16 protein-coding genes are annotated in these 16,803 nt (G+C 62.8%); 11 read left to right on the top strand and 5 right to left on the bottom strand.

Translation table 11 applies throughout. From position 1 onward, the window contains the following. The first annotated feature begins 76 nt into the window (after window positions 1–76). The 11 genes from speB to VUN82_24145 all read left to right on the top strand — a co-directional run bounded on the left by speB (window position 77) and on the right by VUN82_24145 (window position 12,906). Entirely contained in the window at window positions 77–1,081 is a 1,005-nt protein-coding gene (gene speB, locus VUN82_24095) for an agmatinase (protein XAS72116.1), read from the top strand. Beyond that, window positions 1,078–2,517: a cytosine permease gene (locus VUN82_24100; GenBank protein XAS72117.1), complete on the top strand. Its 1,440-nt coding sequence runs from the start codon at window positions 1,078–1,080 to the stop codon at window positions 2,515–2,517. Before speB ends, VUN82_24100 begins: the two co-directional genes overlap by 4 nt. A 12-nt stretch (window positions 2,518–2,529) precedes the next feature. Beyond that, window positions 2,530–4,053, top strand: coding sequence for an aminobutyraldehyde dehydrogenase (locus tag VUN82_24105; GenBank protein XAS72118.1), 1,524 nt, complete (start codon window positions 2,530–2,532; stop codon window positions 4,051–4,053). Next, window positions 4,050–5,375 (top strand): D-arabinono-1,4-lactone oxidase, encoded by a 1,326-nt coding sequence (locus tag VUN82_24110; protein ID XAS72119.1) that lies wholly within the window; start codon window positions 4,050–4,052, stop codon window positions 5,373–5,375. The genes VUN82_24105 and VUN82_24110 overlap by 4 nt, the downstream gene beginning before the upstream one ends. Window positions 5,376–5,751: 376 nt before the next feature. Next, window positions 5,752–6,204 (top strand): large conductance mechanosensitive channel protein MscL, encoded by a 453-nt coding sequence (gene mscL, locus VUN82_24115; GenBank protein ID XAS72120.1) that lies wholly within the window; start codon window positions 5,752–5,754, stop codon window positions 6,202–6,204. A 195-nt stretch (window positions 6,205–6,399) separates the two neighbouring features. Next, window positions 6,400–7,314 (top strand): amino acid-binding protein, encoded by a 915-nt coding sequence (locus VUN82_24120; protein ID XAS72121.1) that lies wholly within the window; start codon window positions 6,400–6,402, stop codon window positions 7,312–7,314. 374 nt (window positions 7,315–7,688) lie between these two features. Next, window positions 7,689–9,038 carry an MFS transporter gene (locus VUN82_24125; protein XAS72122.1) on the top strand — a complete coding sequence of 450 codons (1,350 nt, stop codon included), beginning with the start codon at window positions 7,689–7,691 and terminating at the stop codon, window positions 9,036–9,038. Window positions 9,039–9,141: 103 nt separating this feature from the next. Further along, window positions 9,142–9,825 (top strand): GntR family transcriptional regulator, encoded by a 684-nt coding sequence (locus VUN82_24130; protein XAS72123.1) that lies wholly within the window; start codon window positions 9,142–9,144, stop codon window positions 9,823–9,825. Continuing rightward, window positions 9,822–10,694, top strand: a complete 873-nt coding sequence (locus tag VUN82_24135) for an aspartate/glutamate racemase family protein (GenBank protein ID XAS72124.1) — start codon at window positions 9,822–9,824, stop codon at window positions 10,692–10,694. Before VUN82_24130 ends, VUN82_24135 begins: the two co-directional genes overlap by 4 nt. Window positions 10,695–10,720: 26 nt before the next feature. After that, a complete protein-coding gene (locus tag VUN82_24140) occupies window positions 10,721–12,160 on the top strand; it encodes an amidohydrolase family protein (protein ID XAS72125.1) in 1,440 nt (479 codons plus the stop codon). Between the two features lie 8 nt (window positions 12,161–12,168). Beyond that, window positions 12,169–12,906, top strand: coding sequence for an aspartate/glutamate racemase family protein (locus VUN82_24145; protein ID XAS72126.1), 738 nt, complete (start codon window positions 12,169–12,171; stop codon window positions 12,904–12,906). Here VUN82_24145 and VUN82_24150 read toward each other — a convergent pair. The 5 genes from VUN82_24150 to VUN82_24170 form a co-directional block, all read right to left on the bottom strand. Continuing rightward, entirely contained in the window at window positions 12,903–13,259 is a 357-nt protein-coding gene (locus VUN82_24150) for a hypothetical protein (protein XAS72127.1), read from the bottom strand. The two genes, VUN82_24145 and VUN82_24150, sit on opposite strands and share 4 nt — an antisense overlap. 122 nt (window positions 13,260–13,381) lie before the next feature. Next, on the bottom strand, window positions 13,382–13,636 hold the full coding sequence (locus tag VUN82_24155; GenBank protein XAS72128.1) for a hypothetical protein: 255 nt from the start codon (window positions 13,634–13,636) through the stop codon (window positions 13,382–13,384). A 126-nt stretch (window positions 13,637–13,762) separates the two neighbouring features. After that, window positions 13,763–15,136: an NAD(P)(+) transhydrogenase (Re/Si-specific) subunit beta gene (locus VUN82_24160; protein ID XAS72129.1), complete on the bottom strand. Its 1,374-nt coding sequence runs from the start codon at window positions 15,134–15,136 to the stop codon at window positions 13,763–13,765. Continuing rightward, on the bottom strand, window positions 15,133–15,468 hold the full coding sequence (locus VUN82_24165; protein XAS72130.1) for an NAD(P) transhydrogenase subunit alpha: 336 nt from the start codon (window positions 15,466–15,468) through the stop codon (window positions 15,133–15,135). Before VUN82_24165 ends, VUN82_24160 begins: the two co-directional genes overlap by 4 nt. After that, window positions 15,468–16,676 carry a Re/Si-specific NAD(P)(+) transhydrogenase subunit alpha gene (locus VUN82_24170; GenBank protein ID XAS72131.1) on the bottom strand — a complete coding sequence of 403 codons (1,209 nt, stop codon included), beginning with the start codon at window positions 16,674–16,676 and terminating at the stop codon, window positions 15,468–15,470. Before VUN82_24170 ends, VUN82_24165 begins: the two co-directional genes overlap by 1 nt. Between the last annotated feature and the right edge of the window lie 127 nt (window positions 16,677–16,803).

Below are 16,803 nucleotides of genomic sequence, written 5' to 3' on the forward strand. Positions count from 1 at the left end.
TGACCCGCGTCACGAAGAATGGAATTACTTACTTCCCGCTCAATGGCGAGCACCCCCTCACACCAAGGATCCGTCAATGACAATTCACAAGCCCATCGGCCCTGTCGACGCAACCAAAGTCCCGCGGTATGCCGGCCTGGGCACCTTCGCCCGCCTCCCCCAAATCGACCGGGTTCCGGACTACGACATTGCGATCGTCGGTGTCCCGTTCGACGGCGGAACCTCCTTCCGGCCCGGCGCCCGTTTCGGTCCTGCCGCGGTTCGCGAGGCCTCGCGTCTCCTCCGCCCGGGCTACCACCCGGAGCTCGACGTCGAACCTGTTTACGAAGCCCAGGTTGTGGACGCCGGCGACATCGCCTGCACTCCCTACGACATCACCCGGGCGGTCCGTGAGATCGAGGAGCAGGCGTTGCCCTTGATCAGTGAGGACAAGCGGCTGATCTCGATCGGCGGCGACCACACGATTGCCTTGCCCATGTTGAGGGCCCTGAACAAGGTCCATGGTCCGGTGGCGTTGCTGCACTTCGACGCTCACTTGGACACGTGGGACACCTACTTTGACCAGCCCATCACGCACGGAACCATCTTCCGCCGGGCGTTCGAGGAAGGCCTCCTTGTGGAGGACAAGTCCATGCACGTCGGCATCCGCGGCCCGGTGTATGACCGTAATGACTTCCTCAGGGACCACGAGTTCGGGTTCCAGATCATCCGCTGCTCGGACCTGGATGTTATCGGCGTCCCGGCTGCAATCCAGCAGGTGAAGGACAGGCTCGGCGATACCCCCGTCTACGTCTCCATCGATATCGACGTCCTCGACCCCGCGTTCGCACCAGGGACCGGCACCCCGGAGATGGGCGGGCTCCACTCCCGCGAACTCCTGGCCCTGCTCCGCGGCCTGAACGGCATCAACATTGTGGGCGCCGATGTCGTCGAGGTCGCCCCGGCTTACGACCATGCGGACATCACCACGGTCGCCGCAGCCACGCTCGTCTTTGACCTCCTCGGCCTGATGGTGAACCGCAGCAAAGCCACCAGCTCTGCTGTCCGTGAACTGGCTTCGACCTCCCGGAGTGCGTCATGAGCACCGTGCCAACAACCGAAGTACCGCGCCTCGAGGACAAAACCATCCAGCCGATCCCGCTGAATGAGCGCCACGGCAAGGCCAGGGACCTTTTCACCATCTGGTTTGGCTCCAACATCATGATCATGACCATCGTGACCGGCGGACTCGCCACCACGGTGTTCGGCCTCGGTTTCGTGCCGGCGCTGGTGGGCATCATCATCGGCAACGTAGTGGGCGGCGTCTTCATGGCCCTGCACTCGGCCCAAGGTCCACAGCTGGGCGTGGCCCAGATGATCCAGACGCGTGGCCAGTTCGGCTCGTTCGGCGCCCTGTTGATCGTGGTCATCGTGGTGGTCATGTACGTAGGGTTCTTCGCCGCCAACCTTGTCTTTGGTGGAGAAGCAATGGCCGCCGTCAGCCCCGGCATCAGCGTGGATGGCGGTATCATCATCATCGGCGTGGTCAGCGTTATCGCCACGATTTTCGGCTACCGGCTCATCCACGCTTATGCCCGCGTCCTCAGCGTCGCGGCGGGCTTGGCGCTGTTGCTCGCCTTCGTCTGGATCCTGGTGGTCCACGGCCTTCCCGCCAGCTTCCTTGGGGAGGGCAACTTCAACTGGGTCGGCTTCATGGGGACCATCTCCGTCTCGGCCCTGTGGCAGTTGGCCTACGCACCCTACGTCTCCGACTACTCCCGCTACATGCCGCAGGGCACGGGGTCAGCACCGGCGTTCTGGGCTTCCTACTCGGGCTGCGTCCTGGGAACGTTGTTCCCCATGATCCTGGGCGCCTTGGTGGGCACCCTCGCCATGACCATGAGCGCCGACAACGTCGAAATCGTTGGCAGCCTGGGTGCGTTGCTGCAACCGTGGACCCTGATCATCGTGGGCATTTTCTGCCTGGGTGTCGCGGCGTCCAACGCCATGAACCTCTACTGCGGCGTCCTGTGCACCTTGACCATCGGCCAAACATTCAAGCCCTCGTGGTTGCCACGGGCCAAGACCCGCACCGTGGCGGCGATCATCCTCTTCGTCGTAGCTGTCTCGATCGCCTTGTTCGCCCGCGACAACTTCATCCTCTTCTACACCAACTTCCTCTCCTTCCTGATGTACGTCCTGGTCCCCTGGACTGCCATCAACCTGGTGGACTACTACCTTCTGCGGCATGGCGACTACCGGGTTGAAGACTTCTTCAAGCGCGACGGCGGCGTGTACGGGCGGTTCAATTGGGTCGCCATCGGCTCCTACCTGGCAGGCGCCCTCATCCAGGTTCCCTTCTCGGCCACCGCAATCTACACCGGCCCCATGGCCACCGCGTTGGGCGGCGTGGACATCTCCTGGATCGTCGGCCTGGTGGTTGTTGCTCCCCTCTACTACTTCGCGGCCCGGATCTTCCGTCAGAAATCAGAAGCCGCTTCCCTTCGTTCCGCTGCACTCACCCCAGACCTCATCTGAAAGCGAATTGTCATGCCCCTCACAGACACTGCCCACCCGGAAACCGTCCAGTTCACCGTTCGACGCACCAGTGCTGACCCCTCCCCGGCGGGCGTGCTGCCTTTACCTCCGGCCGGGCACTTCATCAACGGATCCTTCGTCCCGGGCTCCACCGGTCAGCTGATCGACGTCGTGGACCCCACCACCGAGCAGGTCATCGCCTCAGTGCAGGCGGGCACCGCGGATGATGTCGACGCCGCCGTCCAGGCCGCCGTCGTCGCCCAAAAGACCTGGGGTGCCACCACCCCCAAGGAGCGCGCGGACGTCCTGAACCTGATCGCCAACATTATTGAAGAGAACCGGCAGGCGTTCGAGCTCATTGAGTCCGCCAATACCGGCAAGCCGCAGGCGGTGGCCGAGGACGATGTCACCAGCACCATTGATACGTTCCGCTTCATGGCCGGAGCTTCGCGGACCCTGACGGCCATGGCCGGCGGCGACTACGCCACTGACCACACCTCCGTGATCCTCCGCGAGCCCGTGGGCGTCGTCGGCGTCATCACCCCTTGGAACTACCCGCTGCTGATGGCTGCCTGGAAGGTCGCACCGATTCTGGCTGCCGGCAACAGCATCGTCCTCAAGCCGTCCGAGCAAACCCCGTTGTCCACCCTGAAGCTGGCGGAATTGCTCGCCGGACGCATCCCTGATGGGATCCTCAATGTAGTCACGGGCCAGGGCCGAACTGTGGGACAGCGGCTTTCGGAGCATCCGGACATCGCCCTCGTTGCCTTGACCGGCAGCGTCGTGAGCGGCCAGGCTGTCGCCGAAACTGCGGCCAAGTCCGTCAAGCGCGTCCACTTGGAACTTGGCGGCAAGGCGCCGGTTGTTGTCTTCCCCGACGCCGATCTCCGCGCCGCCGCTGCTGGCGTCCGCAATGCAGGATTCTGGAATGCCGGCCAGGACTGCGGTGCTGCCTGCCGGGTGTTGGTGCACGAGTCCGTGGCTGAGGAGTTCACCCAGCACTTGGTCCGGGAGGTCAGCACCCTGGTGATCGGCGCACCCGACGCCGGCGACGACGTCGAAATCGGCCCCATGATTTCCCGGCCCCATTTTGAACGTGTCAAGGAATCCTTGGCCGAAGCCCGCGAGGCGGGCCTGAATATCGCGATTGGGGGCTCGGCGCTGGAAGGACCCGGTTACTTCATCGAGCCCACTGTCATCTCCGATGTTCCTGCCGGAGCCCACATCGCCACCCACGAGATCTTCGGGCCCGTGGTCACCGTGGAGACCTTCAGCACCACCGAAGAAGCCATCACGCGCGCGAACGAGAGCCCCTATGGCTTGTCGGCCTCCGTCTGGACGCGCGACTCGAGCCTCTCCCTGCGGATTCCGAAGCAACTGGACTTCGGCACGGTCTGGGTCAATGCGCACCTTGTCCTGGCGTGCGAGGTACCGTGGGGCGGATTCAAGGGATCCGGTTACGGCCGCGACCTCTCGCTCTACGCCCTGGACGATTACTCGCGCACCAAGCACGTGATGATCAACCACGGCGCATGAGCATTCAGACAAGCAACGGAGCTTTCACCATGACCACCAACGTTTCCCGCCCTGGCTCTCTGCCAGGTGCCGCCACGCCTTCCGCCCCCTTCGGGACGGACGTGACTTGGACGAATTGGGGTGGAAACCAGAGCGCGACACCCGCCTTTACGGTTCGGCCCAGGAACGAACAAGAAGCGCTCGACGCCGTCCGTTTCGCCATCCGCGAAGGGTTGCCTGTGCGGGCGGTCGGTTCGGGGCATTCGTCCTCACCGCTGGTTCAGACCGGCGGAGTGCTGATGGACATGTCCGGCCTCTCGGCGATCACGGGCACAGATCGTGTGGCCCGCCGCGCCAGGGCCCTTGCGGGAACCACCATCAACGCTTTCGGCGATGCCCTGTGGGAGCAAGGGCTCGCATTGGGGAACCAAGGCGACATCGACAAGCAGCAGATCGCCGGCGCCCTGGCCACCAGCACCCACGGTTCGGGCAAAAACCTGGGCAGCTTCTCCTCCAACCTTCGCTGGGTGAAGCTGATCAATGGCTACGGCGAAGTCGTGGAAATCGGGGAGGGCCAGCTCCGCGAACTCCGGGCTGCACAGGTTGCGTTGGGCACGCTGGGAATCTTCCTGGAAGTGGAACTGGCCGTTGAGGACAGCTACTACCTCCAGGAGCAGATCACCTACCCCACGTGGGCGGAAACCACGGCTACATGGCAGACCGATATCGATTCCAACAGGCACTACTCCTTCCTTTGGTGCCCGGAGGAAGATTCCTGCGAGCTTCTGGACCTCCCTGGTTCACCAGACCACGCTATGGGCGACCGCAGCTACACCAAGCGTTACAACATTGTGGACGTCCAGGACGAACGCGAGCTCTCCGCCGTCGAGGGTGCCAGGCTGGATCGCTCCTACCGGATCTACCCGGGCGGCTTCACTACCCAGTTCCACGAGCTCGAGTACTTCGTCCGCAGCGAGGACGGCTTTGCCGCCGTCGAGGCCATCCAGGACCTGATCCGCACTAAATACCCCGAGCAGAAGTACCCGGTGGAGGTCCGCTGGGTGAAATCCGACGACGCCTACATGTCCCAGTTCCAAGGGCGCGACAGCACTGTCATCACTCTGACCACCGAGCCCGGAACCGACTACTGGCAGTTCTTCCGGGACGCGGACGCGCTCCTGCAGGAATTCGAGCCCCGCGCACACTGGGGAAAGATCCACTTCATGACCCGGGGCCGCCTTGAGCGCCTCTACCCGGAGTTGGACACCTTCATCCAGGTCCGCCGCGAGTTCGACCCCAGGGGAATGTTCCTCAACGACCACACCCGGGCACTGCTCGCCTGACCGAGCATTCTCGGAAAACAGGCCACGATGTGAGAGAGCATTCTCGAAAACAGGTCAGGATGTGAGAGAGCATCGATCAAACCCGATGCTCTCTCACATCCCCACCCCCTCCCGGCATCCCTCTCTCACATCCCCACCCCCAGGCGGCATCCCTCTCTCGCATCCCCACCCCCAGGCGGCATCCCTCTCTCACATCCCCACGCCCTGGCAGGATCCCTCTCTCACATCCCCACCCCCTGGCGGCATCCCTCTCTCACATCCACACCCGCTGGCGGCATCCCTCTCTCACATCACGTTGACACCCTTTTGAAACCTTGGAGTGGTAGTTTGATCTCTGCTTGAGCCAGACACCCGCACCCAATCGGAGGACATTTCCATGCTTAAGGGTTTCAAGGACTTCATACTTCGCGGCAACGTGATCGAACTGGCTATTGCCGTGGTCATCGGCAGTGCGTTCACCGCACTCGTCGCCGCTTTCACCACCAACATCATCAACCCAGTCATCGCGGCTGCAGGCGGCGTGAACGCCGACGGTCTGGGCTTCCGGATCTGGCAGGACAACCCTGCCACGTTCATCAACTTTGGTGCCGTGCTCACGGCAATGGTGACCTTCGTGATCACCGCCGGAGTGGTCTACTTCATCTTCGTAGCGCCCATGAACAAGATCAATTCAATGGTCAAGAACCGCCTCTCCACCGAGGAACCCGAAGAAGAGCCACTGCCGGCTGACACCGCCCTTCTGGCCGAAATCCGGGATCTCCTGAAGGATGCAGCGGCCCATCGTGGCACCGGACGGGGCTCGGATCTGGATTCTGATTCCGTCCACTAAGACAAATTCGCGAGCGCTCCTCCCCGGTTGCTTCACATAGCCCGGCGTTCTCCCCGCGAGAACGCCGGGCTTTTGCGTTGCCAGCGTGGTGCGGGCAGGTAGTAAGTGGGCAGGAATGCAGCCGTTCGACGCCAGTAACCAGAAACGTGACGCGCAGGCAACCCTCACGAAACAGGCGTCGGGCAGCATGAAACCATGAAGCCCAAAGCGAGCTCTCCCGTCACCGCGGACCTCCGATGCGATGTCTGCGGACAGTTGCCCGAACCGCCCAAGGCCCGGCTCACCCTGGCCAACATCGCGGTGATGCTTCCCATTGAGCTGCTGGTTCACGCCGCCGTTGTGGAAACTCACCTCCCCTATGTGGCCAAGGTCCTGCTGCTGACCGTGACTGCAACAGTGCTGGTTATCTGGGTGGCCGAACCGTCGGCCGCCAAGGTTCTCCGCCGCTGGTTGCATGCCCCTGCCCTCCGCCAGCGGCACAAGCTACATGCGGCCCCGTCTTTGTGGCGTGCTCGGGTCACGCTGCGCGACCAACCCGGTTCCCTGCAGAAAATCACTCAGTCCCTGGCCAAGCTTGAAACGAATATCCTCAGCATTCACGTTCACCCGATGGACGGCCCGGCTCGCGAGGGCACGGACCGCCAGGCTACAGAAGCCGCGCAAATAGTGATGGATGAGTTCGTCCTCTCCGCCCCGGGTGAGGTCACTGAACACGAACTGCTGAAAGCGCTCGACGACGGCGGCGGGCGTGAGTCCCACGTGTGGCCTACCACCGCACTCGCGATGGCTGATGGCCAAACCAAGGCGCTGAGCCTCGCCACGCGTATTGCCGGGAACCCGGATGAACTCCCGCACGCTGTTGCCGAACTGCTGTCCGCGAAAGTAGTCCCCAACGATCCGGAGAATCCGGCACCCGAGGCGAGTGCCGGCGTCGGGCCTTCAACGGACATCCTCAAGATTCCAACAGCATGGCATGGGCCTCTTGTCTTCTCCCGTCCAGGCGAGCCATTCACGCCCGCAGAGTCTGCCCGCGCGCACCGGCTTGCTGAGCTCGCGGAGATTTTGGCATACAGTCCTGACATATCTCCAAGTTCGGCATACCAGCGCTAATCAGCGCCCCTTCCCAGTTACCGCCCCGAAAGCCCGGAATTTCCCAGGAAAGGCCAGATTTTCTGGCGTCCGTGCAGGAGTAACCGGGCAGGAGCGTTCGCCAACCAGCCCACCCGGTCACATTCCGTTCCCAGATTGGGTATACCAAAACTCTTGACAGTGCCGCCCGTCACATCTAACTTAGATTTTGGGATCCCAAAACGGGATCCCAAAAAGACCCGCTACCGGCTGCGGCCCCCGCCACCAAAAGGGCAGGGATCGCAACAGTTGCCGCCGGCACGGATCCAGCTGAAGCGATATCGCGCCCCGGCTCATCCCCCAAAGACATACCCAAAGACATTCCACCCCCTGTTGACTCCTCTGAAGGAGAAGCTGTGTCTCCCCAAAACACCCAACTGGCAACCCAGGAAAACCAGGAAAACGAGCCCAAATCCGGCAAGGGCGGCGTGCAGCGACGCACCAACGTCCGCTGGAAGCTCTTCATCCTGCTCCTGGTCCTTGTCTCGGTCAATTACATTGACCGTGGATCCATCTCCGTAGCCCTGCCCATCATCCAAAAGGAATTCAACCTCCCGCCCGAGCTTGTGGGGCTTCTGTTGTCGGCGTTCTTCTGGACCTATGCACTGATGCAAATCCCCGTTGGATTGCTGATCGACAAGTTTGGCCCCCGCAAGGTGGTTACCGCTTCCTGCATTGGTTGGGGCGCGGCGACTGCCGCCTCAGGTTTCGCCGGCGGATTCCTCAGCATGTTCATCGCCCGCCTGGGCATCGGCGTAACGGAGGCAGGCGTCATGCCTGCCGGCGGCAAGCTCAACGCCATCTGGATGCACAAGAAGGAACGTGGCCGCGGCGCCACCATCCTCGACGCCGGTGCTCCCCTGGGTGCTGGCCTCGGCGGCATCCTCATCACCTGGTTGATTGCCTCCACCGGCAGCTGGCGGATGTCCTTCATCATCGCCGGCGCCCTCACGATTCTCATGGGCCTGGCCGTCTGGTGGTACGTCCGCGACAACCCCCGTCAGCACAAGAGTGTCAACAATGCTGAAGCTGACTACATCGAGGCTTCACACGCCGAGGACGACGCTGAAGCTGCCAAGGAAGGTGCGCAAGGCAAGCGCGCCCTGCTGCCCTACCTGAAGTTCCGTTCCTTCTGGGCAATGTGCTTCGGCTGGCTCGGCTTCAACGGCGTGTTCTACGGCCTGCTCACCTGGGGCCCGCTTTACCTGGCACAAGCCAAGGGTTTCGATCTGAAGACCATCGGCTGGTCCACGTTCGTAATCTTCGGCGCCGGGTTCGTCGGCGAAATCCTCGGCGGCATCATCGCGGACAAGTGGCGGGCATCCGGCGCATCCGCCAACCGGGTCATGCGCACCCTCCTGGGTATCTCCAGCGTCGTAGTGGTGGGCGGCCTGGTAGGCGTCACGGTCGTCGCAGACCCGATCACCGCCGTCGTGCTTCTCTCGGTAGTCCTGTTCTTCCTGCGCTGGGTTGGCCTATTCTGGTCCATCCCGTCCATCCTGGGCGGCCGCACGAATGCGGGCGTACTCGGCGGGGCCATGAACTTCAGCGGCAACATCGCCGGATTCGTCACCCCGATTGTGGTAGGCCTGATTGTCGGGGCAACCGGCTCTTACACATGGGCTCTGCTGTACTTTGTTGGATCCGCCGTGATCATGGGCATCTCCGTCCTGGTCCTGGATTACAACAAGCGACTCCCGGTCTAACTCGCCTGACCGGGCTGGCCTGACGGTCCTGAACCGCCGGATGGCCGGAAGCCCACCTGGTCGCCGGGCGCACTGCCTCACACATCACGAAATGGAGCTGGAAATGCTAGCCGCAGAAGACACGAACATCACTGACCGCCCCCTGCGGGAGTCAGTGCGTGACACGCTCCGTTCCAGGATTTTTGAGGGGCACTATGCGCCCGGCACCAGGCTGGTGGAGCGCGACCTCGCCGCCGAATTCAACGTCTCCCGACTGCCCATCCGCGAAGCACTGCGCATGCTGCGGCAGGAAGGACTTATCCGGGACCGCGCCGGCCGTGGTTCCGAAGTCAGCGGCCTGAGCCCCAAGGATGTGGAGGACCTCTTCGACGTCCGTCAATCCTTGGAAGTCCTCGCCTGCCGGCTCGCCGCCAAGCGGGCCACCACCGAGAACCTTAAACACCTCGCTGGCCTGCTGGAGGAGGCCGATCGCTGCCTGGCCAAGGGCTCCATCCTGGAAGCCCACCGCGCCAACAGCGATTTCCACGATGCCATCACGGCCATCGCCAACAACGACTTTCTCCGCTCCGCGCTGGAACCACTCCAGGGTCGCATGCACTGGCTGTTCCGCCACGTCAGCGATCTCCCGGAACTCATCCAGGAACACCGTGACCTGTTCGCTGCCATCGCCAGTGGTGACCCTGACCGGGCCGCTCTCCAATCGGCGTCGCACATCGGCAAGTACCGCGAACAGTTCCCCGAGGATTCCAGCCACACCGAGCCCAAACTGCAACGGAAAAAACCATGAGACTCCTGGTCATCAACCCCAACATCAGTGACGACGTCACCGCCCTGATCCAGGCCGAGGCCTTGCGCTCAGCCGGGCCGGACACCGAATTGATCGTTCGGACTGCCGGGCACGGCGTCGAATACATCGAAACCCGCTTCGAGTCGCTCATCGCGGCCGGCGCAGTGGCTGAGCTGATCGCCGAATACGCGCACGACGGCGGCGCCAGCCTTGGGCGGGAACGCGACAGCCTTGGGCGGGAAGGCGGCCTTGCCGCTGTGGACGGCATCGTTGTGGCTGCTTTCGGCGATCCGGGAATGCCCGCACTGAAGGAACTGGTGGACGTACCGGTCATTGGCATCACCGAGGCGGCATTGTGCGCGGCGGCCTTGCAGGGCCACCGTTTCTCGATCATCGCCATCTCGGATCGGATCCAGGCTTGGTACCTGGACTGCGTGGAACGCTTCGGTTTTGCCGGCCGTCTCGCTTCCATCCGCTCCATCAACCAAAGCCTGAACTCGATAGGGTCGGTGCAGGCAGACTTCAAGGAAACCCTGCTGGCGCTCAGCCGGCAGGCCGTCGCTGAGGACGGCGCCGACGTCGTGATCCTTGCGGGTGCGCCGCTCGCAGGGCTTGCCCGGGAGCTCGAAGGACAGATCCCCGTGCCCGTGGTGGACGGCATTTCCGCCGGGATCCGCATGACGGAGGCCGTGGTCGCGTTGAAGTCCGGCGTTCACCGAGGCGGCTCGTTCGCAGCGCCACCGGTCAAACGGCGGCAGGGTCTTTCGGAAAACCTCGACGCTGTCCTGACCGGTGCTCAGTCAGCAGCCCACTCCGCGCACCTCTCCTCCGCGCCGGTTCCGGCGTCGCCCGCCCTCCCGTCCCGCTAAAACTTCCACGAACAAGGAGGACAACGATGTCCCACTTCCCCGATCTCGTCATCGCCAACGGCACCGTCGTCAACAGTTTCGGCAGGCAAGCCGCCCATGTCGTAGTCGACGGCGGACGCATCGTTCAGCTCGTTGACGCTGCCGAAGCCATTCCCGCGGCCGCACGAACCATTGAAGCCTATGGCCAGTTGGTCATCCCCGGCGGCATCGATGGCCACTGCCATGTTGCCCAAGTGACGGGCCGATTCCGCACTTTGGATGACTACCGGACCACGTCAACGGCGGCGCTCTGGGGCGGCACCACCACCATCATCGATTTCGGCATCCCCCGCGATGCACAGGAGACTCCGCTCGAAGCGGTCCTGAACAAGAAGCGCCTCGCCACAGAATCCCGCTGCGATGTTGCCCTGCACGGCGCTGTTGTCACGTGGGATGAGACGGTTCCGTGGCAGCTCGAGCAGCTTGCAGCCGAGGGCGTCAGGTCCGTGAAGATGTACACCACCAATCGCGGCTCAACCATGGCCGATGGTGACACCATCCTGAAGGTCATGCGCGAGATGGTGCGCTTGGATGGCCTCACGTACATCCATGCAGAGCACGATCCCATCATCACCGACTGCACTGAGCAGCACGCCTCGGACGGCCGCATCGGCATCGAGCACCTGCACCGCACGCGGCCCGAGCTTGCCGAAGAGATCTCGGTCAAGGAAACCCTGGCCATGGCTCAGTACACCGGAGCGCCCGTCTATTTTGTCCACCAGTCGACTCCGGGCGCCGTGGACCTCGTGGCCGAAGCCCGCGAGAGCGGCCAGGAGGCGTACTCGGAGACGTGCCCGCACTACCTGACCTTGGACGACACCGTTTATGGTTCCGCGTTCCCGGAATGGTACGCGTGCTGCCCGCCGATGCGCAGTGCCGAAACGGTGGCCGCTTTGAAGGATCGGCTTGCTGCCGGTGCCATCCACGCCGTTTCCTCGGACCATTCCTGCTACGACCTCTCCCAAAAACGCGAGCGCACGGACGATGTCCGCTACATGCCGCACGGCCTCCCCGGCGTGGAAACCCGCATGCCCGTGACGTTCACGGCACTGGTCACCCAGTCGGGCGGCTCTGTGGAGGACTTCGTTGAGGTCTTCTCGGCAGGCCCCGCCAGGATCAATGCAGTCCCGCGAAAGGGCGCGATCGTGGAAGGCTTCGATGCCGACATCGTGATCTTCGATCCCGCCTCACAGCAAACGGTCGACGGCGGTGCGTTGCACATGGGGACCGATTTCTCGCCTTTTGAGGGGAAGACGCTCAGCGGCTGGCCCGCAGTGGTGATCTCCGCGGGACGGGTGGTCCTTGATGAAGCAGGTTTCCACGATCCCGGGCCGGTGGGTCGCTTCGTGCCCCGCAACGGCTTCATGGAACACCGCGACGCCCTCTCCGTTCCCGTCATTCCTTCTGCCGAATCCCTCAGCGCCTAGGAGCAACCATGCCTTCAAACAACCGCCCCATCCGCATCGGCATGATCGTGCCGTCCTCCAACACCTGCCTCGAGCCGCAGACATACCGGATTCTTGGCGACCGCCAGGATGTAACCATCCATTCAACCCGCATCCCCGTCACCCGGATTGCCTTGGACGACTCCTCGGACAAGCAATTCGATTCCTCGGTGATGCGCGCTGCCGCCGAGTTGCTGGCCACGGCGAATGTGGACGTTATTGCATGGAACGGCACCTCCGGATCCTGGCTGGGCGCTTCCCACGACCATGCCTTGGTCCGTGAGATCACCGACGCCACAGGCATACCGGCCACAACGTCCACGCTCGCCTACTTGGACGCGTTCTCGTCCTTTGGCACCGAGCGAATTGGCCTGTTCACGCCTTACACGGCAGACGTGAATGAGGCCGTGATCGGGTCCTATGCCAGGGAAGGGATCAAGACGATCGATCACCGGCACCTTGATCTCACCGATAACGAATCCTTTGGCCGCGTTACTGATGAGGAAATGCTGCCAGGTTCATTGGAGCTGGCTGCAGCTCATCCCGATGCCTTGGTCTATTTGTGCACCAACCTCTATGGAGCCAACATCACAGCAGACGTGGAAGCCCGAACAGGCGTCCCGGTACTCGATTCCGTGGCAGTGACACTCTGGCATGCCCTCAAGCTTGCCGGAGCTCCGCTGCTGGACCCGAAATGGGGGCGGTTGCTGGCTGACGCCGTGCGCTAATCCTCATTATCCTCATCGATGCGTTCGAGCAGCTTGCCGAGCGCATCCCGGATATCGTCATAGTCGTTCTGCGCCGCACGGCTCTCGGCAGAGATGACCGCACATCTGTGGATCTTCTTGAAGTCGCCGAACGGGAATTTGTAGTGGCCCTTTTGGTCATCCGGGTGATCGTCGTCCACACCGAGATACCACTTGGAATACTCCGCCTGGCCGTGCTTCTCCAGGAACTTATTCTCGTCCTGGGTGGACGGGGCATGCTCGCTCCAGTCATCCCGGACGTCCTTGACGATCTTCCCGTCGCTGATCAGGTGCTTCGCGGTATCGAATGCTTTCTTGTTGAGTTTGACGGTCATGGCGCAACCTCGCTTAGATGTGGCGGTTCGGCATGGGTTGGGTAACTCGTACGGTTCAGCTTAGGACGACGGCGGATGGCCGGGAAGGGTGCGAGGCCGGGGCATGCGCCTGAGCTTTGTGCTCAGGTGATGAGCCGTACCCGAAGCCCTGTTCCCGCTTCCTTCATGACAAGCCGACGGTTGGTTGCTCCCTCTTGTTTGAGCCATAAAACGTCGCCGTCAGCGGTCACCGCTTCCACCAGGCCTTGGTCCACGATCTTGTTGCCGCGCCAGATTTGAACGTCCAGGCCAACCAGTGGCCTCCAATCTGTCACCCTCTTGCTTTGTGGTTTGTCGAAGCGGGAATCCGGCGTCGAATCGTTCATATCGTCTTGCAATCGATGACTCCTAGCCATGCATCTTTCCGCAGTCGCCTTTCTGGGCAGACTTCTGTTTAAAAGATGTGGCCTCACCAGTCGGAACGTGACGCGAAATTAGGGGCCGAAATTAGAGGGCCGATCCTCCTAGAGCGCCTTTACTGCGCCCAACACCTTGGTCAGCGAATCCTTTGCGTCGCCGAACAGCAAAGTGGTCTGGGGCTCGTAGAGAAGTTCGTTTTCTATGCCGGCGAATCCAGGACGCATGGAACGTTTGAGGAATACCACCTGCCGGGCGTCAGCTACTTCCAGGATGGGCATTCCGTAAATCGGCGAGCCGGAGGTGGTCTTGGCTGCAGGGTTCACTACGTCGTTGGCACCCACCACCAAAGCAACATCGGCCGTCTTGAACTCCGGGTTGATATCGCTCATTTCCTTCAGCGACTCATACGGCACGTTTGCCTCGGCCAGGAGGACGTTCATGTGCCCGGGCATGCGTCCGGCAACAGGATGGATGGCGAAGTCCACCTCTGTCCCGCGTGCCTCCAAAGCCAAGGCCAACTCAGCGGCCGTGTGCTGGCCTTGCGCCACGGCCAAGCCGTACCCGGGAACGATAATCACGCGCTGGGCGTAGCCAAGGAGCACCGCAACATCCTCCGGGCTGGAGGATCTGACCGGGCGCTCACTAACCGCAGTGGACCCAGCCGTGGAGCCACCCTTGAAGGCACCGAACATGATTCCCGCAACGCTGCGGCCCATCGCGGCGGCCATGGCCCGCGTGAGGATGGTGCCTGACGCTCCAACCAGGGTTCCGGCCACCACCAGGAGTACGTTGCCAAGTACCAATCCGGATGCGGCGACAGCCAATCCAGTGAAGGCGTTGAGCAGCGAGATGACAATCGGCACGTCGGCACCACCCACCGGGAGCACCAGCAGGATGCCGGTCACAAGACCAAGCATCAGCAGCGCAAGCGCGAGCAGCAACGAGCCATTCAGTATCACCACTATCCCTGCGCCCACCGCGGCCAGCAACACCAAGGCCATCAGCACGGGCAGGCCCGGGAACGTCACTGGCCGGGTGGTCACCAGCCCTTGGAGTTTGGCAAACGTAACTCCAGAACCGGCGAAGGAAACGGCCCCGACGAGCAGCGTGAACACAATGGCCAGGCGGACCCACGCATCCCCTGTATGCGAGAGCTCCAGCAAGGCCACGAGCGCGGCAGCGCCGCCGCCCACACCGTTGAACAGGGCAACGAGTTGGGGCATCTGCGTCATCTGAACGCGCCGTGCCACGGGTGCGGCCACTACCGATCCCACAGCTATTGCCCCAACGATCCACGGAACGTTGTCGAGCTTCACCGAGATGAAAACCGTGACCACGGCCAACAAGGCGCCGAACGCTCCAATGAGGTTTCCACGCCGTGCCGTCCGCGGTGAGTTCAGACCTTTGAGCGCCAGGATGAAACAGGCTGCGGCTGCGAGATAGAGGAGCGCTGTCCAGGTGGGATCCAGAAGAGTCACCGGCCGAGCTCCTTACCCGCGTGATCCTCGGATGAAACAATTGACGACGGCGGCCGTTGCCTCCCGCGGAACATCTCCAGCATGCGGTCGGTCACCACGAAGCCGCCCACAAGGTTGGCAGTGGCAAGGACAACAGCCAGCAGGGCGACCGCCAATACCCAGGGATCAGAGGCCTGGCCCGCGACAATGATGGCACCCACGAGGATGATTCCGTGGATCGCATTTGCCCCGGACATGAGGGGTGTGTGGAGGGTGCTGGAAACTTTGGAGACGACCTCGAAGCCCACGAAAACTGCCAGTACGGTGATCGTCAGCAGACTCATGCCATCCATCAATGCGCTCCTTCACTGCCAGGGTTGGCCGCGGTGTGGGCACTGCCAAAGGGGCCGGTCTCACCCGCGAGCGCCGTGAGTGCCTCAGCCGTCGGCGCGTGCCGCACGTCGCCGTCGTGAGTGAGGCAGGTTCCCGCCACAACCTCGTCTTCAAAGTCCGGAGCTACAACTCCGTCCCGGGTCATCAATGCGATCAGGTTGGCCACGTTCTTGGCGAACAAGCGTGAGGCATCGCCGGGCATCGCGGACGCTGGGTCCTTGAGCCCCACCAAGGTCACTTCGCCTTGCCCATCAGCGGTGGGGATGTGGATGTCCTGCCCGGGGATGCTGCCTTCCACGTTTCCGCCGGACTCAGCCGCCAGATCTACTACGACCGATCCCGGGCGCATCCCCTGGACCATTTCGCGGCTCACCAGAAGTGGTGCCCGGCGTCCGGGGACGGCAGCAGTGGTGATGAGGACATCTGCCTGCGCTACGTGCGGGGTGAGGAGCGCACGCTGCAAGGCACCCCTGTCTGCGCTGAGTTCACGGGCGTACCCGCCTGAAGCTTCGGCGGTTTCGAGGTCCAGCTTGATGAAGGTCCCACCCATGGAAGCCACTTCGTCTGCCGAGGCCGGACGGATGTCGTTGGCTGAAACGCGCGCGCCAAGCCTTTTGGCGGTGCCGATCGCTTGGAGCCCGGCCACACCTGCGCCCAGCACCAGGACCCGGGCGGGCGGAATGGTCCCGGCCGCAGTCATGTACAAGGGGAAGAACCGCGGCAGGCGCGTCGCAGCCTCAAGGACGCAGCGGTATCCGGCCACCAAGGCTTGTGAGGTGAGGGCGTCCATGGACTGGGCCCGCGAGATCCGGGGAACCAGTTCCAGTGCAAAGGAGGTGATGCCACCTGCCGCGAGCGCGCGGACGGTTGGCAACTCCGACGACGGCGACCCCAAACCGACGGTGACTGAACCCGGGCGGAGAGCTCCCGCCGTCGACGGTTCCATGGGACGCACGTGGCAGTAAACGTCTACGGATCCGAGATCCAAGGACTGCACAACAGAAGCGCCGGCCTGTCGGTAATCATCGTCGCTGTGTCCGGAGGCAAGCCCCGCTCCGGACTCGATCTCAACATCAAGGCCCAACCCGGTCAATTGCTTGACCGTTTCGGGCGTGGCTGCCACTCTGCGCTCACCATCGAGTGCCTCGCGCGCTACGCCTGCTTTCACCCGCCACCCCTCTTCGGGAACTCTCCGGAACCAGTTGGCATGAGTCTATGGCCGCAAGGGTCCGGACGGGAGTAGGGGGTGCGCTATGTGGACAAGTCCATTAGGGTCGGTGGAAGCTGGGGCAACC

The sequence above is a fragment of the Micrococcaceae bacterium Sec5.1 genome (assembly GCA_039636795.1).
Classification (GTDB): Bacteria; Actinomycetota; Actinomycetes; order Actinomycetales; family Micrococcaceae; genus Arthrobacter.

What these genes read in the sequence shown, in the direction of transcription:
- VUN82_24100 (XAS72117.1), top strand. Translation starts at nt 1,078, where the DNA reads ATGAGCACCGTGCCAACAACCGAAGTACCGCGCCTCGAGGACAAAACC.
- VUN82_24105 (XAS72118.1), top strand. Translation starts at nt 2,530, where the DNA reads ATGCCCCTCACAGACACTGCCCACCCGGAAACCGTCCAGTTCACCGTT.
- VUN82_24150 (XAS72127.1), bottom strand. Translation starts at nt 13,259, where the DNA reads ATGACCGTCAAACTCAACAAGAAAGCATTCGATACCGCGAAGCACCTG.
- VUN82_24145 (XAS72126.1), top strand. Translation starts at nt 12,169, where the DNA reads ATGCCTTCAAACAACCGCCCCATCCGCATCGGCATGATCGTGCCGTCC.
- VUN82_24165 (XAS72130.1), bottom strand. Translation starts at nt 15,468, where the DNA reads ATGGATGGCATGAGTCTGCTGACGATCACCGTACTGGCAGTTTTCGTG.
- mscL (XAS72120.1), top strand. Translation starts at nt 5,752, where the DNA reads ATGCTTAAGGGTTTCAAGGACTTCATACTTCGCGGCAACGTGATCGAA.
- VUN82_24110 (XAS72119.1), top strand. Translation starts at nt 4,050, where the DNA reads ATGAGCATTCAGACAAGCAACGGAGCTTTCACCATGACCACCAACGTT.
- speB (XAS72116.1), top strand. Translation starts at nt 77, where the DNA reads ATGACAATTCACAAGCCCATCGGCCCTGTCGACGCAACCAAAGTCCCG.
- VUN82_24130 (XAS72123.1), top strand. Translation starts at nt 9,142, where the DNA reads ATGCTAGCCGCAGAAGACACGAACATCACTGACCGCCCCCTGCGGGAG.
- VUN82_24140 (XAS72125.1), top strand. Translation starts at nt 10,721, where the DNA reads ATGTCCCACTTCCCCGATCTCGTCATCGCCAACGGCACCGTCGTCAAC.
- VUN82_24135 (XAS72124.1), top strand. Translation starts at nt 9,822, where the DNA reads ATGAGACTCCTGGTCATCAACCCCAACATCAGTGACGACGTCACCGCC.
- VUN82_24120 (XAS72121.1), top strand. Translation starts at nt 6,400, where the DNA reads ATGAAGCCCAAAGCGAGCTCTCCCGTCACCGCGGACCTCCGATGCGAT.